The sequence below is a fragment of the Roseibium aggregatum genome, from assembly GCF_017309185.1.
In the GTDB taxonomy this organism is placed as follows: Bacteria; Pseudomonadota; Alphaproteobacteria; order Rhizobiales; family Stappiaceae; genus Roseibium; species Roseibium aggregatum_B.
Genome location: NZ_JAEKJZ010000003.1, coordinates 230,475 through 256,969, shown reverse-complemented (window position 1 = coordinate 256,969; position 26,495 = coordinate 230,475). Strand labels below are relative to the sequence as shown.

At 62.6% G+C, this 26,495-nt stretch carries 25 protein-coding genes; 16 read left to right on the top strand and 9 right to left on the bottom strand.

What is annotated here, in order from left to right:
* Position 1 precedes the first annotated feature (1 nt).
* The 3 genes from JF539_RS16360 to JF539_RS16350 are packed head-to-tail and all read left to right on the top strand — an operon-like array spanning position 2 to position 2,645.
* On the top strand, positions 2-793 hold the full coding sequence (locus tag JF539_RS16360) for an ABC transporter permease (RefSeq protein WP_207141773.1): 792 nt from the start codon (positions 2-4) through the stop codon (positions 791-793).
* The gene (locus JF539_RS16355; RefSeq protein ID WP_207141772.1) at positions 793-1,836 is read left to right on the top strand and encodes an ABC transporter ATP-binding protein; all 1,044 of its coding nucleotides are present in this window, start codon (positions 793-795) and stop codon (positions 1,834-1,836) included. Before JF539_RS16360 ends, JF539_RS16355 begins: the two co-directional genes overlap by 1 nt.
* Positions 1,833-2,645 carry a phosphodiesterase gene (locus JF539_RS16350; RefSeq protein WP_207141771.1) on the top strand — a complete coding sequence of 271 codons (813 nt, stop codon included), beginning with the start codon at positions 1,833-1,835 and terminating at the stop codon, positions 2,643-2,645. Before JF539_RS16355 ends, JF539_RS16350 begins: the two co-directional genes overlap by 4 nt.
* A 12-nt stretch (positions 2,646-2,657) precedes the next feature.
* Here the strand turns inward: JF539_RS16350 and JF539_RS16345 are convergent, their stop codons facing one another.
* The 3 genes from JF539_RS16345 to JF539_RS16335 are packed head-to-tail and all read right to left on the bottom strand — an operon-like array spanning position 2,658 to position 5,798.
* Positions 2,658-3,740 (bottom strand): ABC transporter substrate-binding protein, encoded by a 1,083-nt coding sequence (locus JF539_RS16345; protein WP_207141770.1) that lies wholly within the window; start codon positions 3,738-3,740, stop codon positions 2,658-2,660.
* Positions 3,737-5,134 (bottom strand): sensor histidine kinase N-terminal domain-containing protein, encoded by a 1,398-nt coding sequence (locus JF539_RS16340; protein ID WP_207141769.1) that lies wholly within the window; start codon positions 5,132-5,134, stop codon positions 3,737-3,739. The genes JF539_RS16345 and JF539_RS16340 overlap by 4 nt, the downstream gene beginning before the upstream one ends.
* Complete coding sequence (locus JF539_RS16335) at positions 5,127-5,798, bottom strand: response regulator transcription factor (RefSeq protein WP_207141768.1); 672 nt, start codon at positions 5,796-5,798, stop codon at positions 5,127-5,129. The genes JF539_RS16340 and JF539_RS16335 overlap by 8 nt, the downstream gene beginning before the upstream one ends.
* A 579-nt stretch (positions 5,799-6,377) precedes the next feature.
* Here JF539_RS16335 and JF539_RS16330 point away from each other — a divergent pair.
* The 6 genes from JF539_RS16330 (at position 6,378) to JF539_RS16305 (ending at position 12,589) form a co-directional block, all read left to right on the top strand.
* Positions 6,378-7,367, top strand: coding sequence for a Bug family tripartite tricarboxylate transporter substrate binding protein (locus tag JF539_RS16330; protein ID WP_207141767.1), 990 nt, complete (start codon positions 6,378-6,380; stop codon positions 7,365-7,367).
* Positions 7,368-7,665: 298 nt separating this feature from the next.
* Complete coding sequence (locus tag JF539_RS16325; RefSeq protein ID WP_207141766.1) at positions 7,666-8,097, top strand: tripartite tricarboxylate transporter TctB family protein; 432 nt, start codon at positions 7,666-7,668, stop codon at positions 8,095-8,097.
* 12 nt (positions 8,098-8,109) lie between these two features.
* Positions 8,110-9,651, top strand: coding sequence for a tripartite tricarboxylate transporter permease (locus JF539_RS16320; protein WP_207141765.1), 1,542 nt, complete (start codon positions 8,110-8,112; stop codon positions 9,649-9,651).
* Positions 9,652-10,024: 373 nt separating this feature from the next.
* The gene (gene cobF, locus JF539_RS16315) at positions 10,025-10,795 is read left to right on the top strand and encodes a precorrin-6A synthase (deacetylating) (RefSeq protein ID WP_207141764.1); all 771 of its coding nucleotides are present in this window, start codon (positions 10,025-10,027) and stop codon (positions 10,793-10,795) included.
* A gap of 181 nt (positions 10,796-10,976) precedes the next feature.
* Positions 10,977-11,588 carry a hypothetical protein gene (locus JF539_RS16310; protein ID WP_207141763.1) on the top strand — a complete coding sequence of 204 codons (612 nt, stop codon included), beginning with the start codon at positions 10,977-10,979 and terminating at the stop codon, positions 11,586-11,588.
* A 497-nt stretch (positions 11,589-12,085) separates the two neighbouring features.
* On the top strand, positions 12,086-12,589 hold the full coding sequence (locus JF539_RS16305) for an SET domain-containing protein (RefSeq protein WP_207141762.1): 504 nt from the start codon (positions 12,086-12,088) through the stop codon (positions 12,587-12,589).
* A 65-nt stretch (positions 12,590-12,654) separates the two neighbouring features.
* On the opposite strand, the gene JF539_RS16300 is transcribed toward JF539_RS16305, so the two are convergent.
* Together JF539_RS16300 and JF539_RS16295 are read right to left on the bottom strand one after the other, a co-directional pair.
* Entirely contained in the window at positions 12,655-13,356 is a 702-nt protein-coding gene (locus JF539_RS16300) for a GntR family transcriptional regulator (RefSeq protein WP_207141761.1), read from the bottom strand.
* Positions 13,357-13,367: 11 nt separating this feature from the next.
* Positions 13,368-14,759, bottom strand: a complete 1,392-nt coding sequence (locus JF539_RS16295) for a formimidoylglutamate deiminase (protein WP_207141760.1) — start codon at positions 14,757-14,759, stop codon at positions 13,368-13,370.
* Positions 14,760-14,839: 80 nt separating this feature from the next.
* Here JF539_RS16295 and hutI point away from each other — a divergent pair, with 80 nt between their 5' ends.
* The 7 genes from hutI (at position 14,840) to JF539_RS16260 (ending at position 22,779) form a co-directional block, all read left to right on the top strand.
* Positions 14,840-16,045 carry an imidazolonepropionase gene (hutI, locus tag JF539_RS16290; protein WP_207141759.1) on the top strand — a complete coding sequence of 402 codons (1,206 nt, stop codon included), beginning with the start codon at positions 14,840-14,842 and terminating at the stop codon, positions 16,043-16,045.
* Complete coding sequence (gene hutH / locus JF539_RS16285) at positions 16,042-17,598, top strand: histidine ammonia-lyase (RefSeq protein ID WP_207141758.1); 1,557 nt, start codon at positions 16,042-16,044, stop codon at positions 17,596-17,598. The genes hutI and hutH overlap by 4 nt, the downstream gene beginning before the upstream one ends.
* The gene (gene hutG, locus JF539_RS16280; protein ID WP_207141757.1) at positions 17,585-18,415 is read left to right on the top strand and encodes an N-formylglutamate deformylase; all 831 of its coding nucleotides are present in this window, start codon (positions 17,585-17,587) and stop codon (positions 18,413-18,415) included. Before hutH ends, hutG begins: the two co-directional genes overlap by 14 nt.
* Complete coding sequence (hutU, locus tag JF539_RS16275; protein WP_207141756.1) at positions 18,412-20,097, top strand: urocanate hydratase; 1,686 nt, start codon at positions 18,412-18,414, stop codon at positions 20,095-20,097. Before hutG ends, hutU begins: the two co-directional genes overlap by 4 nt.
* A gap of 330 nt (positions 20,098-20,427) precedes the next feature.
* On the top strand, positions 20,428-21,135 hold the full coding sequence (locus JF539_RS16270) for an ABC transporter permease (RefSeq protein WP_207141755.1): 708 nt from the start codon (positions 20,428-20,430) through the stop codon (positions 21,133-21,135).
* On the top strand, positions 21,128-21,946 hold the full coding sequence (locus JF539_RS16265; protein WP_207141754.1) for a phosphate ABC transporter ATP-binding protein: 819 nt from the start codon (positions 21,128-21,130) through the stop codon (positions 21,944-21,946). The genes JF539_RS16270 and JF539_RS16265 overlap by 8 nt, the downstream gene beginning before the upstream one ends.
* Positions 21,943-22,779, top strand: coding sequence for a substrate-binding domain-containing protein (locus tag JF539_RS16260; protein WP_207141753.1), 837 nt, complete (start codon positions 21,943-21,945; stop codon positions 22,777-22,779). Before JF539_RS16265 ends, JF539_RS16260 begins: the two co-directional genes overlap by 4 nt.
* Positions 22,780-22,964: 185 nt before the next feature.
* Here JF539_RS16260 and JF539_RS27920 read toward each other — a convergent pair whose 3' ends face one another.
* From JF539_RS27920 to fdh3B, 4 genes are all read right to left on the bottom strand, one after another.
* Positions 22,965-23,093 (bottom strand): hypothetical protein, encoded by a 129-nt coding sequence (locus tag JF539_RS27920; RefSeq protein WP_268957564.1) that lies wholly within the window; start codon positions 23,091-23,093, stop codon positions 22,965-22,967.
* On the bottom strand, positions 23,090-24,463 hold the full coding sequence (locus JF539_RS16255; protein ID WP_207141752.1) for a c-type cytochrome: 1,374 nt from the start codon (positions 24,461-24,463) through the stop codon (positions 23,090-23,092). Before JF539_RS16255 ends, JF539_RS27920 begins: the two co-directional genes overlap by 4 nt.
* Before the next feature lie 6 nt (positions 24,464-24,469).
* Positions 24,470-25,672 (bottom strand): formate dehydrogenase subunit gamma, encoded by a 1,203-nt coding sequence (locus tag JF539_RS16250; protein WP_207141751.1) that lies wholly within the window; start codon positions 25,670-25,672, stop codon positions 24,470-24,472.
* Between the two features lie 221 nt (positions 25,673-25,893).
* The gene (fdh3B, locus tag JF539_RS16245) at positions 25,894-26,487 is read right to left on the bottom strand and encodes a formate dehydrogenase FDH3 subunit beta (protein WP_207141750.1); all 594 of its coding nucleotides are present in this window, start codon (positions 26,485-26,487) and stop codon (positions 25,894-25,896) included.
* Positions 26,488-26,495: the final 8 nt, after the last annotated feature.

Below are 26,495 nucleotides of genomic sequence, written 5' to 3'. Positions count from 1 at the left end.
GATGAACCGGTCCTTCTCCTGGTGGCTGCAGCTTGCCGTCACCCTGCTGACCGCGGCCTTTCTGATCGTGCCCGCGATACAGTCGATCCTGGCGGGACTGACGGTCAGCTATTTCCGCGGCCTCTCTTCCGGCCTGACCCTGAAATGGATCACAAGGGTCTGGGAGCTCTACGCGGACAGCATCTTCCTGTCGCTCTGGCTGGCCGTTTCGTGTCTTGTCGTCACGCTCGTTATCGGCGTGCCGGCTGCCTATGCCCTTGCCCGGAACCCGGGCCGGCTTTCGCGGGTGCTGGAAGAGTTCATTTCCCTGCCGCTCGCGGTTCCAGGCCTCGCGCTGGCGCTCGCGCTTCTGCAACTCTACGGCACCGTGACCGGCTTCCGGACCTCCTGGACCTTCATTCTCGTCGGCCATGTGCTTTACACCCTGCCGTTCATGGTCCGCTCCGTGCTCGCGGTTCTGATGGCGATGGATTTCAAGACCCTGGAAGAGAGCGCCGCCACCCTCGGGGCAACCGCGCCGACCCGATTCTGGACCATCATCGTGCCAAACGCCATGCCCGGCATTCTCGCCGGGGCGCTCACCGTCGTGACGCTGTCCATCGGCGAATTCAACCTCACCTGGATGCTGCACACGCCCTATCTGAAGACCCTGCCCGTCGGCCTCGCCGACAGTTACGCCTCCATGCGTCTGGAAGTCGCCTCCGCCTATACGCTGATCTTCTTCGTGATGATCGTGCCGCTTCTGATGGCGATGCAATGGGCCACGGCGAGAGCGCAAAGGATCGCGCAATAATGACCCTGACCGTAAAAAACACCGCCAAGACCTTTCCGGACGGCACGCGCGCCCTGCTCCCGACCGACCTTACTGTCGGTGAGGGCGAGATCCTGTCTCTGCTCGGCCCTTCCGGCTGCGGCAAGACCACCTTGCTGCGCATCATCGCCGGCCTGGAACAGCCGGATGCCGGCAGCCGGGTCTTTTTCGGCGAGACCGACGTGACCGGCCTTGCCGTGGAGCGACGCAACGTCGGAATGGTGTTCCAGTCCTATGCACTCTTCCCGAACATGAGCGTGCGCGCAAATGTCGGTTACGGGCTTAAGGTTCGACACGTGCCGAAGGCCGAACGGGACCGGCGAGTGGACGAAGTGCTTCAGCTATGCCGTCTCGCCGACTATGCGGACAGGCCGGTCCAGGCCCTGTCCGGAGGTCAGCAGCAAAGGGTCGCGCTTGCCCGTGCGGTCGCGCCCCGGCCGAAAATCCTGCTGCTCGACGAACCGCTCTCCGCCCTCGACGCGGCCTTGCGCGACAGCTTGCGCGACGAGCTCGCCGCCATGCTGCGCCAGTTCAGGATCACCGCGGTTTTCGTGACCCACGATCAGGCCGAAGCCCTTGCCATCGCCGACCGTATCGCCGTCATGTCGGAGGGAGAGCTTCAGCAGGTCGGAGCTCCGGAAGACCTCTATCATGCACCGGCCTCCGCCTTCGTTGCCCGCTTCATCGGCAACGCCATTCCGCTGACCGGTGAACGGGACAACGGCGCCCTGATACTGAAGGGCGGTCGGCTCGAGCTTGCCGAAAATTCAGCAAACAAAGAGGTCTATGTCCGCGCGGAAAGCATCCGCCTCGATCCGGAAGGGTCATTGGCAGGGGTCGTCGAAACGGCCGTCTTTTCCGGCGGCCATTACCGCCTCGCTATCCGGGACGTTCTCTCAGACGGAGCGCTTCTGCAGGCTCACCATCCCGGCAAGACCGCTCCGAAAAGTGGCGACACGGTCCGCCTGAGCATTTCCCCTTCCGATCTCCTTTACCTCTCCGACCAACCCTCTGGACCGAAATGACCAAGATACTTCAGATCTCCGACACCCATATCGTCCCGCACGGAGACCTCGCCTACGACAAAGTCGACACCGCCGCCGCTCTGTCGGAAACCGTCGCCACCATCAATCGTCTGCGGGCGCAGGCTGGTCCTATCGATCTTGTGATCGTGACCGGCGACCTGACCGAGCACGGTTCCGATGCCGAATATGGCAGATTTCTCGAGATCATGGCGGATCTCGAACTTCCCTTCAGGGCCGTTCCTGGCAATCACGACCGGCGCGGCCCGATGCGGTCGGCCTTTGAAACAACCGGGTGGATGTCCCGGCAGGGAGACGTGAACTGGCAGACCGACTTCGAAGACTTCGCCGTCGTCGGCCTCGACAGCCTGGAAGAAGGTCAAGCCTACGGCACCTTAGCGCCGGACACCCTCGCCTGGCTGTCAGGACAATTGGTCGAACTGAACGGCAAGCCGGTCATCATCGCCCTGCATCACCCGCCTTTCGCCACAGGCATTCAGGCGATGGACGCCCAAAATCTGAGGAACGCGAACGAGCTTGAAGATGCGCTGGCCGGATATTCCGGCGAGATCCGCCTGATCTGCGGCCATGTTCACCGCTCCATCGCCGGGCTGTTCGCCGGCCGGTTCTGCCAGATCTGCCAGGGCACGTCGCATGCGGTCACGCTGGACCAGCGAAGCGACGCCGGAAACAGCCTGACCGTCGAACCTGGCGGCATGATGCTGCATGAATGGCGCGGTGGACGCTTCCTCAGCCACCTGATCCCCGTCGGCTCCTTCCCCGGCCCCTATCCCTTTCTGGGTGTCCGCTGACTCTGCTGCCCCTCAAGGCCCCGGAAAGGTCGCCCGCCAGCGCCTCAGAAAGGTCTCGCGCGTCATGGCATCGAGCGCGACCATCAGAGACGGCGAGAGGCCGATAGGCCTGAGCGCGGTTGGACTGAGCGTTTCCGCTTCACCGCCGTCCTCGACTTCCAGCAAGGGGCTGATCAGGAGGGCCTTGCGCAGCGCAAACGTTCCTTCCGAAGACAGGAGGAAGTCGAGAAAGGCATCGGCTGCCGCCTCGTTGCGCGCCGCTATCGGGATCATCAGCGCGCGCGCCAGAACCAGCGTGTAGTCGGAGGGCAGCACAATGCCGATCCGGTCGTCCTGTTGCCGGTAGGCCTGCGCGTAGGAGCCCAGAACATTATAGGCGATCAGGTAACGTCCCTCCGCGACGCCGCGGATGATATCCGCGGAACAGCAGGTGGAAACCGCCTCGGTACGTCCGAAGGACTCCTGAAGCGCACCGAAGGTCGAGGCTTCCTGGAAATCGGCGAAGGCGAACAGGTAGCCGAGACCCGACTCTTCGATGTCATAGGTCGCGACCCGCTTTGCATAGGGCGTGCCGGAAGGGCGCAGCAGGTCCAGCAGATCGAAGCGGGTGCGCGGCACATCGATTTCCGGAACCAGCTCCCGGTTATAGACGATCACAGCCGGTTCGCGTGTGATCCCCCAAAGCTCGTCGCGCCATCTGAGCGCCTCCGGCAGTTGCTCCGTCAAACGGGACCTGTAGCGCGAGGCGCAGCGCTCGTTGACCAGCTGGACCATCTGATGCACGCCGGAGCTGATCACCACATCCGCCCCGGACGACGCATCCCGGCAGTCCTGCCGCGATATCCGGTAGAGCGCGTTCGAACCCCACTGCTCGTAGCGGATTTTCAGGTCCGGCCGGAGCTGCAGGAATGCGTCCACCACGGGCCCGAAAACCGAAATGTCGGTGGTCGAGCGCAGCACCATGACCCGGTCCACGTCTTCGGCTCCGAAATCCTCGACCAACTCCTGCCCCCAACCCGTGGAGGTGAAGCAGGAAACGGGCACCGCAACCGCCAGGGCCGCCACAAGCGCGCGCAGAATAGAGGCACCGGTCATGTCGCGGCCTCCCCGGCCGGCTCAAAAACAAGCGCGGCCTTGAAACCGGTCTCCGGCCCCTTTTGCAGAACCAGCTTTCCACCGAACGCGTCTCCCACCGCATGAGCGATCGCGAGACCCAGACCGGCGCTTGACGAACGGGACACACTTCCTCTTGCGAACCGGCTGCCCAGTTTCGCCATCACCGCCTCATCCGGCCCTTTGCCGGCGTCCTCCACGAAAATCTCCGCCTTGCCGCCGTTCAGTGCCGCCCCGATCCGGACCGGTGAACGGCCATGGGTGACGGCGTTACTCAGGAAGTTCTTGACCGCTTCCTTCAACGACGGTCCGTCTGCCAGAACAATGACGGGCTCCTCGCCGAGATCGAGCGACACCTCCACTTCCGGGGTCAGCACGGCGTGATCCCCCTCCTCGAAAACGTCGAGCGCAATGTCGCGCAGGTCCACTTTTTCCCGGCGGACGCTTTCGCCCCGGTGGATGACAAGGGCCTGGCTCAGCATCTGGTCGAGAAGCCGGCCGAGGCTTTCCGAGCGGGTCCGGATGCGTCCTGCGATCTGGTCCTTCCGCGCGGGATCCGTCTCATCGGAAAAGAGATCCGCCTGCGCCCGCAAGGCGGCAACCGGGGTTCTGAGCTGATGGGCTGTATCGGAGATCAGGTGGCGCATGGAATTCATCTGCCGGTCGAGCCGCGCCATGAACCCGTTGAGAGCGCTGATCATGACGGTGGTTTCCTTCGGCACGCTGGTGTCGATCGGCGTCAGGTCGTGGGGATCGCGCATGGACAGACCGCCGGCGATGCTTTCAAGCGGCCTAAGCACCGAGCGGACGACGATTGCCGCCAGCAGCACCATCGCAAAACCGGAGGCGACCAGCACGTAAAGCGCCTTGCGCGTGATGTCCAAAGCCATTTCGTTGCGGGCAAGCAGCGTTTGCCCGACCACCACCTTGACGGTGCCGTTCAGCGTCCGCTCGGCGAACCGCCGGGACACGACGGCAAAGCGGGCTGGCTCGCCGAAGAACGTGCCGTCGAAAAACCCGTCCCCGATTTCCCTCCGCCCGGCAGGCAGCACGATCTCGTCGTAGCCTGTCAGGGTTTTCCCGCCCGGACCGATCAACCGGTAGCCGATCCGGTCGTCCGGCGCGAAGGCCAGCAGTTCGAACGCGGAGACCGGCAGCTCGATCACCGGTGCGCCGTCTTGAACCGCGATCGCCGAAGCGATGTCGTTCGCCGCTCCAAGCAGCAGCCGGTCGTAGGCGCTGCGGGCCGCTTCCCGTCCGTAGGCAAAGGCCGCGATGGAAACGAAGACCCCTCCCATGACCAGAAGCAGCGCAATACCCAGCGCGACGCGGGCCGTCAGCGAGGTGTTCGCCAGCCTGCGGAAAAACTCAGGCATCGACTTCCAGCTTGTAGCCAAGCCCTCTCTGGGTTTCGATCCGGATCGACGATCCCCCGAGCTTCTTCCGCAGGCGAGCGATATAGAGTTCAAGGGCATTCATGCTGACATCCGTGTCCTGAAAGCTGAAAATGCCTTCGAACAGGCGTTCCTTGCTCACCGTCCTGCCCCGGTTGCGGACCAGAAGTTCAAACAGCGAGAATTCGCGCCGGGTCAGATTGATCGGACTGTCGTCGAGACGCACGACGCGGGCGGACGGATTGAACGTCAGATTGCCAAGCACGATCTCCTCCGCCTTGTCGCCCTGCTCCCGCCGGAACAGCGCCCGGATACGCGCCTCCAGTTCCCGCTGGTCGAACGGTTTGACCAGATAGTCGTCGGCACCGGAATTCAGGGTCGACACCCTGTCGTCCACGGAGAACTCAGCCGTCAGCACCAGAACCGGCGTGCGGTCTCCGCGCGCGCGCATCTCTTTCAGGAGTTCCGTGCCGAGCCCGTCCGGCAGATTGATATCGAGGACGATCACGTCGTAGCGCTGGACATTCAGGGTCTCGCGGGCCTGCGCCAGCGTCCTTGCCAGATCGCAGGCGATGCCAGAGCGCTCCAGCCGGATCACGATCGCTTCCGCCATGTCGAAAGTGTCTTCAACGAGCAACAGGCGCAAAAATCGGTACTCCTCCCCCTGTCCTTCTAGAGCGAAGGACGATCCGTTTCGGAAAGCGCTCTCCCATTGGAGACCTCTACATAACCTGAACGATGAGGTCACAGGCAACGCATATCGGTCGTCATTCCGGCCCGGTGTCAGCGCCGAGCCGGGATCGGAGAGCCACAAGCATCTGATTTATCAAACAATACCACATTGAGAAAGCGGGCCCCTTCCGACCCCCGATCTCCGCTCTGCTGTGTCCGGGAAGACGAAACCGAAGTTTTCACGCGTCTAGACCGAAAGAGGTTAACTTCCCGCCGCAAATGAAACCTCGGCTTTGCTTGTTGCCGGAGCTCCCGGCGACCTGTCTTGCCCGGCCTTTACGCTGCACGCAAGTAATCTGACGCAAGAGCATCGTTCGTCCGAAAGAATGCACGATGCTCTTCCGCTTCAGAACCGATTGAACATCCGTCTATCTGGGTGACAGGTTAACGACAGGGTTCGGCGCTAGTGTGTGAACATCCGCGTTTGAACAAAGACCGAGCGCGGAGCAAAAATTCACCGGCCGGCCAGGCCGGTTCTAGTGGAGGAAAATTCATGGCATTCACACCGTCCCGCCTTCTTCTGGCGGCCGCATTCCTTGGCGCGTCCGCTCTCGGCGTCAGCGCCGCCGACTTCCAGCCGGAAAATCCGGAATGCATCGCGCCCGCGAACCCGGGCGGCGGATGGGACTTCACCTGCCGTCAGGTGGGCAAATCCCTTCAGGATCTCAAACTTCTCGACAAGACCATGCAGGTGGTCAACCTGGCCGGCGGCGGCGGCGGCGTGGCATTCGCCGAAGTCGTCAACAAGCGCGGCGACGACAACGACCTTATCGTGGCAGCCTCGTCCGCCACCGCGACCCGTCTGGCCCAGGGCGCCTATCCGGGCAACACCATGGATCAGGTCCGCTGGCTCGCCTCGATCGGCGCGGACTACGGCGTGATCGCGGTCGCCGCCGACAGCCCGGTCAACACGCTTCCCGAGCTGCTCGACCAGATCAAGGCCGACCCGAGCTCCGTTTCGGTCGCCGGCGGATCCGCGGTTGGCGGCTGGGATCACCTCAAGGTCCTGATCGCGGCCAATGCCTATGGCATTGGCGATGTGCGTTCGGTGAAATACATCGCCTTCGATGGCGGCGGCGAAGCCGTCACCCAGCTCCTGGCCGGCTCCGTTCAGGCCTTCACCGGCGACATCTCCGAAGCCAAGGGCTTCGTCGACAGCGGTGACATCAAGGTGATCGCGGTTCTGGCACCGGACCGCCTGCCGGGCGAATTCGCCGACTTCCCGACGGCGAAGGAACAGGGTGTGGACGCCATCGGTGCGAACTGGCGCGGTTTCTACGCTCCGGGCAACATGTCCGACGACGCCTACAATGCCTGGGTCGCGAAGATCTCCGAGCTTTACGCAAGCGAGGAATGGAAAGGCGTCATGGCCGCCAACGGCCTGGCTCCGCTCGACCTTCAGGGCGAGGAGTTCCAGCAGTTCGTGGCGGCTTCCGTCCAGCAGATCCAGGACATCTCCAAAGAGATCGGTATCATTAAATAAAACAGCCCCATCGATCTCTTCAGGAGGGGCACGGGTCTGTGCTTCCTGTGCCCCTCCCTCCTTTTCAAGGCTGATAGCCCCACATACCTCCCTCTTTTCGAGGTGCGTAGCCTTAAAAGAACGGCTTCGAACCCGGCATCTGCCGCCCATGCTTCAGGGCCGGCAAGAGACTTTCCCCGGCGGGAGAGAGGCGGTGTGGCGCGCCGAAAATCCGGGCGGCATCCGCAAGGTACCGTCACCGAACCACCTGTTTCCTGCGGCTGCCGTCTCCGGCAGGACCGCTTGAAGGAAAGACATCATGAGCGACCGCATCTTTGGGCTGGTCGGGCTTCTCCTCGCACTCGGATATGCCTGGGCCGCTCTCACCATTGAAGAAAGCTTCCTGTCCGACGCCGTCGGTCCGAAAGCCTTTCCCCTGATCATCGCGACCGTCCTCGGACTGGCGTCGCTGGCCATCATCGCCAAACCGGACGCGGCCCCGCACTGGCCATCGTTCATGCGCTTCCTGGAGGTTGGCACGGCCATCGCCGTCATGATCCTCTACGCGATCCTGCTGCCGGAGCTTGGCTTCCTGATCGCAACGGCGCTCGCCGCCACCTATCTGACCTGGCGTCTCGGCTCGGCTCCGATCTCCTCCGTAGTGTCCGGCTGCGCGACATCGGCGGGCATCTACGCCGTGTTTCACCTCGTCCTCGGCCTGTCCCTGGCCAAGGGCCCCCTGGGCTTTTAACGGAGCGCTTCCATGGAAACCCTGTCTTCTCTGGCCGACGGCTTCGCAATCGCGCTCACCTGGCAAAATCTTCTGCTGGCGCTGCTCGGCTGTTTTCTCGGCACCATGATGGGCGCCCTGCCCGGTCTCGGCCCCTCCAATGGCGTCGCGATCCTGATCCCGCTCGCCTTTACCCTCGGGCTCGGCGCAACGCCATCACTGATCCTTTTGACCTCCGTCTATTACGGCGCCATGTACGGCGGCCGCATCTCGTCGATCCTCTTGAACATCCCGGGCGACGAACCGGCCATGATGACCTGCCTCGACGGTTATCCCATGGCGAAGAACGGCCGTGCGGGCGAAGCGCTTGCCCTCTCCGGCGTCGCCTCCTTCGTCGGCGCCTTTCTGGCGACCTGGGGCCTGATCCTGCTGGCGCCGCAGCTCGTCAAGATCGCGCTTCTGTTCGGTCCGGCGGAATATTTCGCCCTCTTCACGCTTGCCTTCGCCACCCTCGGTGGCATCGCCTCGACCAACCAGGCCAAGACCGCCTTCGCAGCGGCTCTCGGCATCGGGCTCGCGACCGTCGGCGTAGACACACAGACCGGCGTGCCGCGCTTTACCTTCGGCGAGGTCCATCTTTACGACGGCATCGACTTCCTGGTCGCCATTGTCGGCCTGTTCGCGCTTTCCGAGGTGTTCCTGTTCCTGGAACACCGCCACGGCGCGTCGGACGCCAGCGGTCACAAGGTTTCCGTCGGGCGGATGATGCCGTCGCTGTCGCTTCTGAAATCCTGCACCCCGACCATGCTGCGCACCAGCTTCCTCGGTTTTGTCGCCGGCGTGCTTCCCGGCGCCGGTGCCTCCCTCGGCTCGTTCATTTCCTACACGATGGAAAAGCGCCTGGTCGACAAGGACGGCACCTTCGGCACCGGAGATCCGCGCGGTGTCGCCGCCCCCGAGGCGGGCAACAACGCGGCCGCGGGTGGCGCCCTGGTGCCGATGCTGGCGCTTGGCGTTCCGGGTTCAGGCACCACCGCTGTACTGCTTGCCGTTCTGCTTGCCTTGAACATCACCCCGGGCCCGCTGCTCTTCACCCAGCAGCCGGACGTGGTCTGGGGCCTGATCGCGGCGCTCTTCATCGCCAACTTCATGCTGCTTGCCATGAACATTCCGATGATCGGCCTGTTCACCCGCGTGCTCCTGATCCCGCCGCGCATCCTGATGCCGATCGTCGCCATGGTCAGCTTCGTCGGCATTTACGGCATCTCGGGATCGTCCTTCGATCTCCTGGTGATGATCGGCTTCGGCGTGGCCGGCTGGGTGCTGCGCAAGCTGGACGTGCCGCTGGTTCCGATCATCCTCGGCACGCTGCTCGGCAACGCCATGGAAAACAACCTGCGCCGGGCGATCACCATCGACAACGGCAACTGGTGGACCCTGATCGACAGCCCGCTCTCCATCGGCCTCTGGTCGCTTGCCGTCATCGGCTTCGTGCTGCCCATCGTTTTCGGCCGGATTCTGAAAGCCCGGATGAAGCACATGGCGAAGGACGAGGAAGGGGCCGTGGTGGATTAAGGGAAAATGCGGACGGCGGCGGAGGACCTCCGCCGCCGCTTAGCGTCCCTCTCCCGGCTTGAGCGCAGCAGCGATTGGAGGATTTCAGCTCCGCCCTTCGTTGCGCTTTCGCAAGCTTATTCCGACTTGCATTTTCGGTTTTACGGACAAACGCCTTGGCCTTATACCAAGGGAAATAGATTTTGACCCATCTGATGGGCCAAAGGCGATCTCCCGCGAGACACGCCTCTTGGACGATTCCCCGTATCGCCCCCGCGACACATTCCTGGCCGAAAAGCCTGAAAACCGGTCAGATGAGCCATTGTCTATTACCCTTGGTATTCCTTTAAGACCTGACGTTTCCATGTCTTAAAGCAACTGAAAGCGAACCTTGATGAAGCGATCCCTGATGGTCATCGGCATCGGCGCCGGAAATCCCGACTATGTCACCGTTCAGGCGATCAAAGCGATGAACCGGGTTTCGGTCTTCTTCATTCCGAACAAGGGAACTAAGAAGACTGAGCTGCTTCGCCTGCGCCGCGATATCTGCGAGCGCTTCATCGAGAACAGCGACTACCGGCTGGTGGAATTCGACATCCCCGAGAGGTCGAAGTACGGACGCTACAAACAGAATGTCGAACTCTGGCGCGAAGAAGTGCGCCGCATATACGAAAAGCTTCTGACTGAAAGCCTCGCAGAAGACGAAATCGGCGCCTTTCTCGTGTGGGGAGACCCGTCGCTGTACGACGGAACCTTGAGCATTCTCGACACCATCGGATCAAGCGGAACCTTCGACCTCGATTTCGAGGTCATTCCGGGTATCAGCAGTGTTCAGGCGCTGGCCGCGAACCACAAGGTTCCCCTGAACCGGATCGGGGAATCCCTGACGATCATGACCGCGCGCCAATTGAGCGAAGCGTTTCCCATTGACCAGGGAAATGTTGTTGTCATGCTGGACGGACAAGGAGCATTTCGCTCCCTCGACGGAGATATCAACATCCACTGGGGTGCCTATATCGGCACGGAGGATGAAATTCTTGTTTCCGGAAAGGTGCGCGATGTACGTGACGACATCGAGCGGATCCGGAACTCGGCAAGAAACGAGCACGGCTGGGTGATGGACACCTACCTTCTGAGCAAGGACCCCAAAACCGGGGGCGAATGACGTCCGCGTCGCTCACGGCGACGGACGGAAAAGAACGTTTGACCGATTGATCGTGGCATGCCTCTCCACTCCTGGCGTTTCATCGCCAGGGGACTGAAGCCTGTGTTAATCACATTCGTTAAGCAATTTAAAATTGAAATCCTGTAATTTTCTAGCACTTAAATCTTTCAAGGTGCAAAACATGTCTCGACGTAAATTGCCGTCCTGGATATGGCAACTGGCACTCGCGGCAAATCATTGTTCGCTCGATTATGACGAGTCTTTCGTACCGGATTATGTTTGGAATGCCTGGAAGGATTCATTGTCCGACGGCTGCCAAGCGTCCGAAGTGGTGCTCGCATTTTTATCCGAGTGCGATCCAATTCAAGCACACCATTTTCTTCATTGCACAGGACACTATGACGAGCATCCACGAGAATGGAAAACTGTTCTGGAGCGCGCTGACTGCGACCAGGCCACCGCAATGATGTATGTCGCCTATTTTTGGGGTTACCTGGAAGAACCGGAAGACGGCAGATGGATGGAGGAAAGCACAAAAGAACTCTTGTCCACGATCAGAAATCGGGCCTGGAACAATGGTTTCAAGACGTTTGAGTTTGGCTTGCCGGAACACTGTCTTTTAGAACTGGACGAAATGCGAAGAGTTCTCGTTGCAAACAAGGATCATCACTTTTCACTTCCCGTCAGTTTTTTACCGAAAACGAAAACAGAGGCTCTCTACTATAAGCTTAGAGACAAAATTGCACCTCGATCATGGACTGCAAATTCGACCGCACCCGGTCATCCAAACTGAACAAGAAATACACTCTCTCCGCCCGCCGTTTGTCCGGTATCTGACTGTCGTTTGATGATCCAGCCGGACAAAGACGACCCAATAAGCTTAAAGCCAACGGCCCTGTACGTCCGCTTGGGACGCCCAAACCGGCACGAAAAGACTTCGAAAACGCGAAACCGCCGTCCGTATCCAGCACCCCGGCGCGAGGACCCACCGCGCGTGGGTAATGGGAGTCTCGCCCGCGAAGGTGATCCCTTCCGTGACGAAGAGCGCGGTGCCGGGTGAGGCGTCCAGCTGGGCAGACCGGTCCCCGTCGGCGCTGAGCGCGAAGAAGGCAAGGTTACCGTCGCCCGGATCCTGAAAGTGCGGATGAAGCACATGACGAAGGATGCGACCCGCAGCATGGACGTCTGCTTGTGAATACTCTTGTTGCGCGGTCGTCTCAGAAGTTCCCCGTCACGCGATTGTAGCAAAATAACGATAGGGCGGCTGCACGATTTGTAAGGAGACAGGCTTTGACAACTTGGTTTTCGAAGAAGGTCGAAAAACGCGGAAGTGAAATTGAGGGACGCGGCCTGTTCTGCATGGCATCGATACAGGCGGGCGAGACCGTGGTCGTGAAAGGCGGTCACGTGTTTGACCGGAAGAAGAGGGACGAGCTCGCCAAGACGCTTGGTCCCGCTGAAATCCAGATCGACGACCATTTGTTCATCGGACCTGTGACCCCGGAGGAGCGGGAAGCGTCGATGATGTGTCTGAATCACTCCTGCAATCCCAACCTGCAGATCGTCGGGCAAATCACGTTTCGCGCTATGCGCGACATTGATCCCGGCGAAGAACTTACCTTCGACTACGCGACTGGCGATGACGATGACTGGGAAATGGACTGCGCCTGCGGCGCGCCTCACTGCCGGGGGAAGGTGACCGGAAGAGATTGGAAGAGTACCGAACTCCAGCGACGCTATGCTGGACAATTTTCTGACTATCTCCAGAGAAAGCTGACGAAGCAAAACACCTGAAAGCGGACCGCAGGCAGAACGAGACTAACGGCGCAAAGCAGACGTTTCGGGATCCTGGAAAAACCCTAAATCGCCGTCCGCATCCGGTACCCCGGCGCGAAGATCAGCCGCGCATGGGTGATCGGCTCTTCCCCCGCGAAGGTGATGCGCTCCATGGCGAAGAGGGCCGTGCCGGGGGCTGCGTCCAGTTGCGCCGACAGGTCGTCGTCCGCACTAAGCGCGAAGAAGGCGAGGTCGCCGTGGCTGTAAGGGGCGTTCTGGACCAGCCATTCGTTGGCGCTGATTGCCTCGAACGAGGCAGCTTGCGCACCCGGGACGGTGGCAAGGTTGATGTAGCGTTCCTCGAAGGCGTAGGGCCGGTCGTCGGCGAAATGAAGCGACTTCAGATAAAGCACATCCGCATCGGGCGGAACCTGAAAGGCCCCATGGAGCATCGGCGGCAGAGGCCGCAAGTCCCGTTCCAAAAGGCTGTGCCGGTAGGTCCGCCCGAGCGCCTCGACCTCCTCGCGCAGAACCGGAATGGTCAGCGTCGCCTTCTGGGGCGGGTTCAACGCGACGCGGGTGCCCGCCCGGCGCTTGCGCACCACGAGGCCGCTTTCGGCGAGATCCCTCAGGGCCCGGTTGACGGTGGTGCGGGCGCAGCCGAATTCCTCCGCCAGATCCGCCTCATGCGGGATCTGCTCGCCCGGCTGCCAGACCCGGCCGACGATCCGGCGCAGGAGTTCCTCGCGGATACCGGTCCAGGAATTTGTGTCAGCGACAGTCACGATGGAAGTCCTCAAAGACGTTCGCGCAGGGAGGTCATGGTCGCCCTGTAGGCCGCGCGGATTTCCTCCCCCTTCACATGCTTTCCCTCCTTGACGACATGACGGCCGGCGGACCAGACATCCGCAACCATCCGGTCGTCTCCGGCGAATATCCAGGCATCCAGGATTTCGTCGCCCTCCCGGCCTTCCAGATCGATGGACCTGCCGTCGAGCGCCAGAAGGTCGGCGAAACCGCCTTCCGTAATCGCACCGGACTTTCGCCCCGCAGCCTGGGCCCCGCCGGTGACGGCGCCTTCGAAAAGAACCCGGCCCGTCGACTTCTCCGAAGTCGCGACCGCCGCCCGGCACTTGTCGCGCAGCCGTTGGGAATACTCCAGGGTCCGCAGTTCCTCCGAAAGCGAGATGCGTATGTTGGAATCGGAGCCAACGCCGAACCGGCCACCTTCGGCAAGATAGCGTAGGCCGTCGAAAATGCCGTCGCCCAGGCTCGATTCCGTGATCGGGCAAAGCCCGGCGACAGCCCCCGAGCGGGCAAGGCCCAACGTTTCCTCCGGCGTCATCTGCGTGCAGTGGATCAGGCACCAGTTCGCGGAAACGTCCCGGTTGGCGAGAAGCCATTCGACCGGGCGCTTGCCCCAGGCCTCCCTGACCTCGTCGACTTCCGCCACCTGTTCGGCGAGATGCATGTGCAGCGGGTTTTCAGCAGCAAGGTCTGCGGCGAGTTTCAAGCCGTCCGCATCGACCGCCCGCAGGGAATGCGGCGCGACCCCGAGGACCGCGTCGCCGGGAAGCTGCTTGAGCGCGTTTGCGGCAAGGTCGTGGAGCTTCTGAAACCGGTCAAAATCGTTGCCGAAGCGGATCTGTCCCGGAGCCAGCGGACGTTTGTCGCAACCGCCATGCTGATAGAAGACCGGCAACAGCGTCAGGCCGATCCCCGTTTCGCTTGCGGCAACCACGATCCGCTCGGACAGTTCGGCAAGGTTTTCATACGGCGCCCCACCCGGCTGGTGATGCAGGTAGTGGAATTCGCCGACCGCCGCATAGCCCGCTTCGAGCATTTCCATCTGAACGAAGGCAGTGATCGCCTCGATGTCCTCCGGCGTCAGCGCGTCCAGAAAGCGGAACATGATCTGGCGCCAGGTCCAGAAACTGTCGCGCGCCTCCGCGCCTCTCCTCTCGCTCATGCCAGCCATGGCCCGCTGAAAGGCGTGGCTGTGGAGGTTGACCGGTGCGGGCAGCAGGATGTCGACGGTGTCGCCACGACGTTTGTCTTCTGCGTCGGTATCCGGAGCGACCGAAAGGATGCGACCATCCGCGCCGACCCGCACGGAGACGTCACATGCCCAACCGTCCGGCAACAGCGCCTTCTTCGCGAAAATCTCCGTTTCCGAAACCGCTGGCATGATCCGTATTCTCCGTTGACAGGCAAATATGTGCATGCATATTATCTTATATCGCGATTTAATCAAGTCGGAGAAACACCTTGTCCCAACGTCTCCTCACCAATGCCGGACTGGCGACATTGGCCGGAAACGACGCCCCCTACGGCCTGATCGAAGACGGCGCTCTCGCGATCGACGGCGGCAGGATCGCCTGGGCGGGCAAGGCGGCCGATCTCCCGCAGTGCTTTGCCAATATCCCCGCGGAAGACCAGGGCGGCAGCCTGATCACCCCCGGCCTCATCGACTGCCACACCCATGTGATCTTCGGCGGCGACCGGGCGAAGGAATTCGAGATGCGGCTTCAGGGCGCCTCCTATGAGGATGTAGCCCGCGCCGGCGGCGGTATTGTTTCCACGGTGACGGCGACACGTGCCGCCAGCGAGGACGAACTGCTGGCCGCCGCCCTGCCCCGGGTCGACGCGCTGATCGGCGAAGGCGTCACCACGCTGGAAATCAAGTCCGGCTACGGTCTCGACCTCGACACCGAGGTGCGCATGCTGCGCGCGGCCCGCCGGATCGGCGAGGCGCGCCCCGTACAGGTGGTCACGACGTTCCTCGGAGCCCATGCGGTTCCCGCCGCCTACAAGGGTCGGGCGGACGACTACCTCACGGACATCTGCCTGCCGGCGCTGAAAGCCGCACATGAGCAAGGCCTCGTCGATGCGGTCGACGGGTTCTGCGAAGGCATCGCCTTCTCCCCGGTTCAGATCGCAAAAGTCTTCGACAAGGCAAAAGAACTGGGCCTGCCGGTCAAGCTCCATGCCGAACAGCTCTCCAATCTTGGCGGCGCTGCCCTGGCCGCATCCTACGGCGCGTTGTCGGCCGACCATGTGGAATACCTGGATGAGGCAGGCGTGAAAGCCATGGCGGCGGCCGGCACCGTGGCCGTTCTGTTGCCGGGAGCCTTCTACACCCTGCGGGAAACGCAGCTCCCGCCGCTCGATCTCCTCAGAAAACACAAGGTGCCAATGGCCCTCGCGACGGACTGCAATCCGGGCACCTCGCCGCTGACCTCCCTGCTTCTGACCATGAACATGGGCTGCACCCTCTTCCGCATGACGCCGGAAGAAGCGCTTGCCGGGGTGACCCGCGAAGCCGCCAGGGCGCTTGGCCTTTCCGATCAGGGCACCCTTGAGGCAGGTAAAGTCGCCGACCTGGCCGTCTGGAACGTCGCCCATCCGGCCGAACTCTCCTACCGGATCGGCTTCAATGCCCTCAAAACACGCATTTTCGGAGGCTCTGAATGAGCACCCTCACCCTGTCTCCCGGCTCCGTCACACTGTCCGATCTGGAGCGCATCTACCGAGAGGAACGTCCGGTCAGGATCGACCGCGCGGCGCAGGCCGCCATCGATCTCGCGGCGGACCGGGTCGGAAAGGCAGCCCAGGGCGGCGAGGCCGTCTATGGCGTCAACACCGGTTTCGGCAAGCTGGCAAGCGTCAAGATCGCGCCTGAGGACACCGCCACGCTTCAGCGCAACCTGATCCTGTCTCATTGCTGCGGCGTCGGCGATCCGCTGGACCGCACCACCACCCGGCTGATGATGGTGCTGAAGCTCCTGTCGCTCGGGCGTGGCGCGTCCGGTGTGCGCTTCGAGGTGCTGAAGCTGATCGAGGCCTGCCTGGAAAAGGGCGTCACGCCGATTGTTCCCTCGCAAGGCTCCGTCGGAGCTTCCGGCGACCTCGCCCCGCTCGCGCATATGACCGCCGTCCTGATCGGCGAAGGCGAAGCCGAATACGAGGGCAAGAGGATACCGGGCGCGGACGCCCTCGCCCAGGCAGGGCTGACTCCGGTCGTTCTCGGACCGAAGGAAGGTCTGGGTCTCATCAACGGCACGCAATTCTCGACGGCCTCGGCCCTCACCGGCCTGTTCGACGCCTGGCGGCTGGCGGAGGCGACGCTTGTCACCGCGAGCCTCTCCACCGACGCCATCATGGGGTCCACCGCGCCTCTCCTGCCGGAGATCCACGAATTGCGTGGCCACCGGGGACAGATCGAGGTCGCCCGCGTGATGCGCGCGATCATGGAAGGCTCCGAGATCCGCGAAAGCCACCGGGACGGCGACACCCGCGTGCAGGACCCCTATTGCATCCGCTGCCAGCCCCAGGTGGCGGGCGCCTGTGTCGATCTGCTGCGCATGGCGGCCACGACCCTCGAAATCGAAGCCAACGCCGCCACCGACAACCCGCTGGTTCTGATCGAGGCGGACCGGATCGTTTCAGGCGGCAACTTCCATGCCGAGCCGGTCGCCTTCGCCGCCGACCAGATCGCACTCGCCATCGCCGAACTCGGCGCCATCGCCCAACGCCGGGTCGCGCTCATGGTCGACCCGACGCTCTCCTTCGACCTGCCGCCCTTTCTCGCCCGCGATCCGGGCCTCAACTCCGGCCTGATGATCGCCGAGGTCACCACCGCCGCCCTGATGAGCGAGAACAAGCATCTCGCCAATCCCTGCTCGACGGATTCCACTCCAACCAGCGCCAACCAGGAGGACCATGTCTCCATGGCCGCCCATGGCGCGCGGCGGCTGGCGCGCATGACCGCCAATCTGGCCCGCATCCTCGGCGTCGAACTTCTCTGCGCCACCGAGGGGATCGAACACAGGGCGCCGCTTGCCACCAGCCCGGCCCTGCGGACCGTCGTCGCGGCGTTGCGCAAGCAGGTTCCGCCCCTCGACAAGGACCGCTACCTCGCCCCGGATCTGGAAAAAGCCGCCCGACTGGTCAGCACGCGCGCGCTGGTTTCCGTACTTTCCGAAAGTCACATGATCGAACTGGGAGCCGCCCATGCAGCCCGTTGAAGTAATCAAGGGAGACGGGCCCGTCGTCCTCGGTGTCCCGCATGCGGGCACTTATGTTCCCGAGGACATCCGGGACCGGCTCAACGCGACGGGCCGGAAACTTGCCGACACCGACTGGCATGTGGACCGGCTCTACTCGGACCTCTTGCCGGGCGCGACCATGGTGAAAGCCAATTTCCACCGCTACGTCATTGACGCCAACCGGGACCCGGAGGGCGTTTCCCTCTATCCCGGACAGAACACGACCACGCTCTGCCCGACGACGGATTTCGACGGCCGCCCGCTCTATCGCTCCGGAAAAGACCCGGACCCGGCCGAGATAGAAGCCCGGCGCCGCACCTGGCACGCTTCCTATCACGATGCACTTCTGGGTGAACTTGAGCGGGTCCGGGCCCGGCACGGCGTTGCGATCCTCTACGATTGCCACTCGATCCGTTCGATGGTGCCCTATCTTTTCGAAGGCACGCTGCCGGATTTCAACATTGGCACCAACAACGGCACGACCTGCGACCCCGCGGTCGAGGCAGCCGTCGTCGAGCGCACCGAAGCAGCCGAGGGCTACACGTCGGTTCTGAACGGCCGCTTCAAAGGCGGCTGGACGACGCGCCATTACGGCCGCCCCGACATGGGGTTTCATGCCATTCAGATGGAGCTGGCGCAAAAGACGCATCTTGCGAGCGAGGACACGCCCTTCGCTTACGACACGGCGAAAGCGGACGCCTTGCGCTCGCACCTCAAGGACGTCCTGAGCGCCCTGGAAACCCTCGCGCCGTCGCTCGCCCCGAAAAACCATGCACCCACCGGGAGTTCACAATGACCGATCCCCGCCACAACAGCCGCGACGTCTTTCCGCCGACCGGCACGGAGCTCAGCGCCAAATCCTGGCTGACCGAGGCTCCGATGCGCATGCTCATGAACAACCTCCACCCGGACGTCGCCGAGAACCCGCACGAGCTGGTAGTCTACGGCGGCATCGGCCGCGCCGCACGCACCTGGGAGGATTTCGACCGGATCGTAGCAAGCCTGAAACAACTGGAAGAAGACGAGACGCTACTGGTCCAGTCGGGCAAACCGGTCGGCGTGTTCCGCACCCACAAGGACGCACCGCGCGTCCTGATCGCCAATTCCAACCTGGTGCCCCACTGGGCGAATTGGGACCATTTCCACGAGCTCGACAAGAAAGGCCTGGCCATGTACGGCCAGATGACCGCCGGCTCCTGGATCTATATCGGTACGCAAGGCATCGTTCAGGGCACTTACGAGACCTTCGCCGAAGCCGGCCGCCAGCATTACGGCGGCGATCTCGCCGGCAAATGGATCCTGACCGCCGGTCTCGGCGGCATGGGCGGCGCGCAGCCGCTCGCGGCGGTCATGGCCGGCGCCTGCTGCCTCGCCGTAGAATGCGACGAGACCCGCATCGATTTCCGTCTGCGCACGCGGTATGTCGACGAAAAGGCCACCTCCCTCGACGAGGCATTGGCCATGATCGACACCTGGACCAGGGCCGGGGAAGCCAAGTCCGTCGGCCTGCTCGGGAATGCCGCCGACATCTTCCCCGAACTGGTCCGCCGCATGAAGGCGGGCGGTCCGCGCCCTGACATTGTCACCGACCAGACCTCCGCCCACGACCCGGTCAACGGCTATCTGCCGAAAGGCTGGACCGTCGCCGAATGGCGCGAGAAGCGGGAGAGCGAGCCCAAAGCGGTCGAAAAGGCGGCCCGTGCCTCCATGCGCGAGCATGTGGAAGCCATGGTCGATTTCTGGAGCGCCGGCGTACCGACCCTCGACTACGGCAACAACATCCGCCAGGTCGCGAAGGAGGAGGGGTTTGAGAACGCCTTCGCCTTCCCCGGCTTCGTGCCTGCCTATATCCGCCCGCTGTTCTGCCGGGGCGTCGGCCCGTTCCGCTGGTGCGCGCTGTCCGGAGATCCGGAGGACATCTACCGGACCGACGCCAAGGTGACGGAACTAATCCCCGACGACGCCCATCTTCACAACTGGCTGGACATGGCCCGCGAACGCATATCCTTCCAGGGCCTGCCGGCGCGCATCTGCTGGGTCGGCCTTGGTCAGCGCCACCGCCTCGGTCTCGCCTTCAACGAGATGGTCCGCAACGGCGAACTGAAGGCCCCCATCGTCATCGGCCGCGACCACCTCGACAGTGGCTCCGTTGCCTCGCCCAACCGGGAGACAGAAGCCATGAAGGACGGCTCGGACGCCGTGTCCGACTGGCCGCTTCTGAATGCCCTCCTCAACACGGCCTCAGGCGCGACCTGGGTGTCGCTCCATCATGGCGGCGGCGTCGGCATGGGCTTCTCCCAGCACTCGGGCATGGTGATCTGCTGCGACGGGACCGAAGACGCCGACCGGCGTCTGGAACGGGTACTCTGGAACGACCCAGCCACCGGCGTCATGCGCCACGCGGACGCCGGCTACGAAATTGCCCTCGACTGCGCCAGGGAACAGGGACTCAATCTGCCGGGCATCCTGGGCAACTGACAGCAGGACGGAGCGCGGCGGAGATCCGGCTCTCAACAGCCCAGCAATCGAAAGGTCCCGGCCTGGAGGCCGGGACGGGCAATTGTCGCCGGAAGAGAACAGTTCGCGGCTCTTCCCTGCCCGGCTTAAGTGGCCTCTTTCACACAGGCGCCGGTCGCACCGGCGCACCATCCCCCAACAGCCTGTCGGAAAACCAATTCATCCAATCGAATGCCGATTGACAGTGCCCGATTTCAGGCGCGCTTAGATTTTTGCCGCCCACGGAAGATCGGAATTGGATTCTGATGCATTTTACGTTATTTTTTCCGCAAATAGGGAGAAATAACGCGAATGGACAGCTTCTGGAGTGCGCTTGGCGGGGCCATCGGCCTTGTATTCGCTCTCGACCCGGACCTTATGGAAATCATCGGGCTTTCCATGCGGGTCACGCTGACGGCCGTGTTGTTCGCCTGCCTGATCGGGCTGCCTCTCGGCGCGGCCGTCGGCACCTTCGACTTCCCCGGCCGCACCCTCGTAGCCGTTGTCCTCAATGCCTTGATGGGCCTGCCGCCGGTCGTCGTCGGACTGCTGGTCTATCTGGTGCTTTCCGCTTCCGGTCCGCTCGGACCTCTGCGCCTGCTTTACACGCCGACCGCCATGATCATTGCGCAGATGGTTCTGGTCACGCCGATTGTCGCCGCGCTTACCCGGCAGGTCGTTGAGGATCTGACCCGGGAATATTCCGAGCAATTCGCCTCCATGGGCGTCGGCCCGCTGGACCGGTTGACCGCCATGTTGTGGGATGCCCGCTACAGCCTGCTCACCGTGGCTCTTGCCGGTTTCGGCCGGGCGGTCGCCGAAGTCGGCGCGGTGATCATCGTCGGCGGCAATATCAATCACGTCACCAGGGTCATGACCACGACCATCGCCCTGGAGACCTCCAAGGGCAATCTCCAGCTCGCGCTTGCGCTCGGCGTCATCCTTCTTGCCATCGCCTTTGCAGTGAACGCCGCCGTCATGGCGCTCCGCGCCTCAGCCGTGAGGTCCGCTTATGCGTGATGTAGCCTTCAACGGCGCTGCCAGCGCGTCCACCTTAGAGCGCGCCGATGCGCAATCAACCTTGCTTGAAGTCGCCAATCTCGGATTTTCGGCAGGCGGCGAGCGCTTGCTGAACGGCATAGACCTTTCCATCCGGCAAGGGTCCCGGACCTTGATCATGGGCCCCAACGGCTCCGGCAAGAGCCTGCTGCTTCGAATGATGCACGGTTTGCTCCGGCCTGACGAAGGCACGATCCTGTGGCAGGGAGCCCCGCTCACGGCGGAGGCCCGGTTTGCCCAGGCCATGGTGTTCCAGCGGCCGGTCCTGCTGCGCCGCTCCGTACTGGCCAACCTGAAATTCGCCCTCTCCGTCCGGGGACTGCGCGGCCGGGAGCGCTCGGACAGGATCGAAAGCGCACTGGCGACCGCCGGCCTGAGCCATCTGGCGAGACGGCCGGCCCGGGTTCTGTCCGGTGGCGAACAGCAGCGTCTTTCGCTGGTGCGCGCGCTCGCCTGCGACCCGGAACTGCTCTTTCTGGACGAACCGACCGCCAACCTCGACCCGGCCTCAACTGCGGCCATCGAGAACCTGGTTCTGGAAGCCAATGCTCGCGGGGTCACCATCGTGCTCGTGACCCACGACGCCGGTCAGGCGAGACGGCTGGGCGAGGATCTCATCTTTCTGCAGAACGGCAGGGTCGCCGAGACCGGCCCCGCCGAGCAGGTTTTGAACGCGCCCCAGAGCGAACCGGTCCGCGCCTGGAAAGACGGCCGTATCTATCTCGGACCCAACATGCAAAACATGAAAGAATTCAAGGGGAGAGGAAATTGATCAGAAGAACGTTCCTGGCGCTTGCCGCCACACTTTTCCTGTGTGCCCAGACCGGGCATCCGGCTCTTGCCGAGGACAAGTTCATCATTGTTCAGTCCACGACATCGACGCAGAATTCAGGCCTTTTCGACTACCTGCTGCCGCTGTTCAAGGACAAGACCGGCGTCGAAGTACGCGTTGTCGCCGTCGGCACCGGACAGGCCATCAAGAACGCCGCCAACGGGGATGGCGACGTCCTCTTCGTGCACTCCCGTCCCTCGGAGGAAAAATTCGTCGCCGACGGCCTAGGCGTGTCCCGTGCCGACGTCATGTATAACGACTTCGTCATCGTCGGTCCGAGTTCCGATCCGGCGGGCGTCGCGGGTTCCAACGACGTAACGGCATCCCTGAAGAAGATCGCCGAGAGCAAGGCAGCCTTCGCCTCACGCGGCGACGACAGCGGCACCCACAAGGCGGAATTGCGCCTGTGGAAGGCTGCCGGGATCGATCCCGGCGCCAATTCCGGCGACTGGTACCGTGAAACCGGCTCCGGCATGGGCGCGACGCTGAACACCGGCACCGGCATGGATGCATATATCATGACCGACCGCGCCACATGGATAGCCTTCGGCAACAAGGGCGATTACACTATCGCCGTGGAAGGCGATCCCAAAATGTTCAACCAGTATGGTGTCATTCTCGTAAACCCGAAGGTCCATGAGCATGTGAAGGCCGACATGGGACAGGAGTTCATCGACTGGATCCTCTCCAAGGAAGGCCAGGACGCCATCGCCTCCTACAAGGTGGACGGCCAGCAGCTGTTCTTCCCGAATGCGGAAAAAGGCGGCAGCTGAGCAACGGTTTTATGAAAAAGCCTTCCGGACGTCGCTGCATCCGGAAGGCACTTCAAGGGCTAAGAGAGCGGGGAACTACAGAAAGTTCCTTCCCCGCTCTCTTCCTCCCTCTCCCATCCCCCGGGAGAGGGAGCTTTCTTTTGAGACGCCATGCCGAGGCAAGCCGGCCTCATAAAAACGCCGGACTATTCGCCGAGCCGGACAGACGGGCTGGTGAGCTGATCCTCACTGGAAAACCCGAGATGCATCAGAACCTGATTGGCTCCGATCGCGATCACGACAATCGCGGCAAAGGCGATAAACATCGCTTTCATTCCATTTCTCCGTCAGAGTCATCAACGGCGGTCGCCGCTTTCAGATAGTCGATGAGATCGTCCCGGTCCGCGGGACGCACAATCCGCTGCATCGGCATTTTGGAGCCGGGGATGTAATGATCCGGCCCGTCCAGAAAAAGCCCGTCAATCGTCTCTTCGGACCACACGATCCCGGACTCAAGCAAGGTCTGGGAATAAGAATAACCGGGCAGGCTTCCCGCCCGCCTTCCGAACACTTCGTGCAACGTCGGGCCGGCCTTGCGGCCTCCATCGGGCGTCAATGCGTGGCAGATGGAACACTTGCGGGCGAATTGCCGTTCGCCATTGGACATCTCCTCCGGTTTCTTCAGAAACTCGGGTGTCTCGGTCGCCATGGGATCGAAACGCGCCAGATCGGCGACCGGCCAGGAATAGACGATATTCTCGATTCCGCCCGCGTGAAGGACCGCTCCGTCCTTTGAGAAGGCCAGCGCCCAGATCGGCCCTTTCAAGGCCGCCTTGAAGTCGGTCTCGATCGACCAGTTTTCCGTGTTCAAGACGGTGATGTAGCCATGCCCGTCGCCGGTTGCCAGACGGCTGCCGTCCGGGCTGAGGGTCATCGAAAGAATGGGACGCCGTTCAAAGGCGAATTCATGAAGGCGTTCGCCCGTCGCCAGATCGACGACCCGTGTCACGCCATCCTGAGAGCCATAGGCAATCCAGGTCTCGGACGCGCCGTCGAACCCGCCAAGCGCAATGACGTTGATCCCGAAGCCATTGCGGTCGACGACCTGCTTTTCCGCGCGTTTTGAAAGATCCCACTGCTTGATCGATCCATCGACGGAAGCAGAAAACAGCCATTTGCCGTCCCGGGAAAAGGCAACCTTGTTCACCCCGGCGGTGTGACCGTTCAAATAGTCAGGCTCGCCACCGGCCACCGGCCATAATCCGATGCGGGTGTCCCAGCTCGCACTTGCGATCAGGTCTTTGTCCGGCGAAACGGCAAGACCCATCACCTTGGCCGTATGGCCTTCAAGAGGCGTCTTCGAACCGTTCCCAAGGTCCCAGAGAATCAGGGCGTTGTCGTCCCCGGCCGAAACAAGTCTTTCCGGGTCGATGAACGCGACCACCTTCACGGCCGCGGCATGCCCTTCCAGCCAGTGCGCTGTCCGGCCGCTCCAGACGCCGACGGAATTGTCGAAACTCGCCGTCGCGACGGTGCCGCTGTCCTTCGAGACGGCGACATCCATGATGGGCCCGCCATGTCCCTTGAGGGTCTGGAACTCTGCCGCGCCTGCCGCCAGAGTCTGGCACAGAAAGAAGACGGCCCATGGCGCCGCCTTCGCGAACGCCACAACATCGAAACGCTGTCCTGGCCGTGTTGCAGGCATGACGCCCTACTCGGCCGGAACCGCGTGGTCCGCCGGCCGGCCTTGCCGCTCGGCCTCCTGAACCTCCTGGACCCAGAGCCCGTGGTGCTCCTTGGCCCATTGCAGTTCGACCTCGCCCGACCCCATGGCGTCGAATGCACCCTCCATGCCGATCGAGCCGATGTAGATGTGCGCCAGGATGAGCGCCATCATCACGAATGCGACGATGGCATGCCAGAGCTGGGCATATTGCATTTCCTCATGCGGGGCCATCTGCTCCGGCAGCGTGCCCAGCCCGACCAGTTGCGGCAGTCCGAGCGCGTTGAGCTTTTCAAAGGTCGCCGCGAACATCGGCAGCTCGAACGGGAAGAGCAGCGACAACCCGGAGGCGGAGACTGACACGCCGAGAACGATCACCCCCCAGAACACCATTTTCTGTCCGAAGTTGAACTTCTTGGCGGGCGGATGCACACCCTTCTTGAAGAGACCGCCACCGACGGCAATCCATTTCAGGTCCAGCTTGTTGGGGATGTTGTGCACCACCCACATCACGAACACCATCACGAGGCCGATCATGAACGCCCAGGCCACGTTGTTGTGGATCCATTTGGAGAAATGCGCGAGCGGCGCAAAGGCGTCCTTGCCGATCAGCGGAATAAGGGCAAACCGGCCGAACAGCGTCAGAAGTCCGGTCACGGCAAGCAGGATGAAGGATCCGCCGAGCAGCCAGTGACCGAAGCGCTCGACAGCCTTGAAGCGGGTTATGGTCTCACCCGTCTTCTCGCCGTCGATGCGAATCCGGCCACGGATCAGATAGAAAAGCGCCAGAAAGACGATGGTGCCGCCGAGCAAATAGGCGCCATAGGTGGCGAGCGGCCCCTTTCTGAAGGTCAGCCAGCTCATTCCGCCATCCTGGATCAGAACCCGTGCCGGTGCGCCGCCCGCGGATACCTTGACGTCGGCCGTGCCAAAACGCAGGGCCCGCCAGAGATCCGGATCGGATGCGCCCCCGAGCGTACCGAGTTGTGACGACATGGCCGCGGCCGACGCCGGATCCCCGGTCTTTCCGCTCTTGAAGCCGTAGTCGACCTTCTCGCCTCTCTGGCGTTTCAGGATATCTTCCAGTGTCTGCGCACCGCCCGTCGAGGACCTGTCCGGTGTCTGCTCCTGCGCAACGCCCGGGACAAGAAGGACGAGCAAAAGGGCAAAAGCCAAAGTCACGCGTTTCATGACCGGTTCCTTTTCAAAGTGGCGGCAAAGGGACAAATCGGCGTATCGCGGCTCCACGCCGCGATACGCCGGTTGATCCCAAGACGAGCGCGGCGGCAAAGATGCCGCCCGCCCGCACAGCGTGTTGTCGATGGGACCGCGCGATCTCTTTTGTTGACTGCGCCGCGCCGGTTGTACGAGGCGGCACGGCTGCGCCGCCTCGCAGTCGATAGTACAGGCGCCTAACCGCCTTTCTGGCCGTAGGCGGTTCCCCAACCCCAGGCGCCGGAACCGAAGCCGCGGGCGACAACGCGTTCGCGGTAGATCGCGGACACGACGTCTCCGTCACCGGCGAGCAGAGCCTTGGTGGAGCACATTTCGGCACAGAGCGGCAGCTTGCCCTCGGCAATACGGTTGCGGCCGTATTTCGAGAACTCCGCAGTCGAGTTGTTCTCCTCCGGACCGCCTGCGCAGAAGGTGCATTTGTCCATCTTGCCCCGCGATCCGAAGTTGCCCGCCTGCGGGAACTGCGGCGCGCCGAACGGACAGGCATAGAAGCAGTAGCCGCAACCGATGCACAGGTCCTTGGAATGGAGAACCACGCCTTCTTCTGACTGGTAGAAGCAGTCGACCGGGCACACCGCCATGCACGGCGCGTCCGAACAATGCATGCAGGCGACGGAAATCGAGCGTTCGCCCGGCTTGCCGTCGTTGATGGTCACCACCCGGCGACGGTTGATCCCCCAGGGGATCTCATGCTCGTTCTTGCAAGCCGTAACGCAGGCATTGCACTCGATGCAACGCTCGGCATCGCAAAGGAATTTTGATCTAGCCATTGTTGATC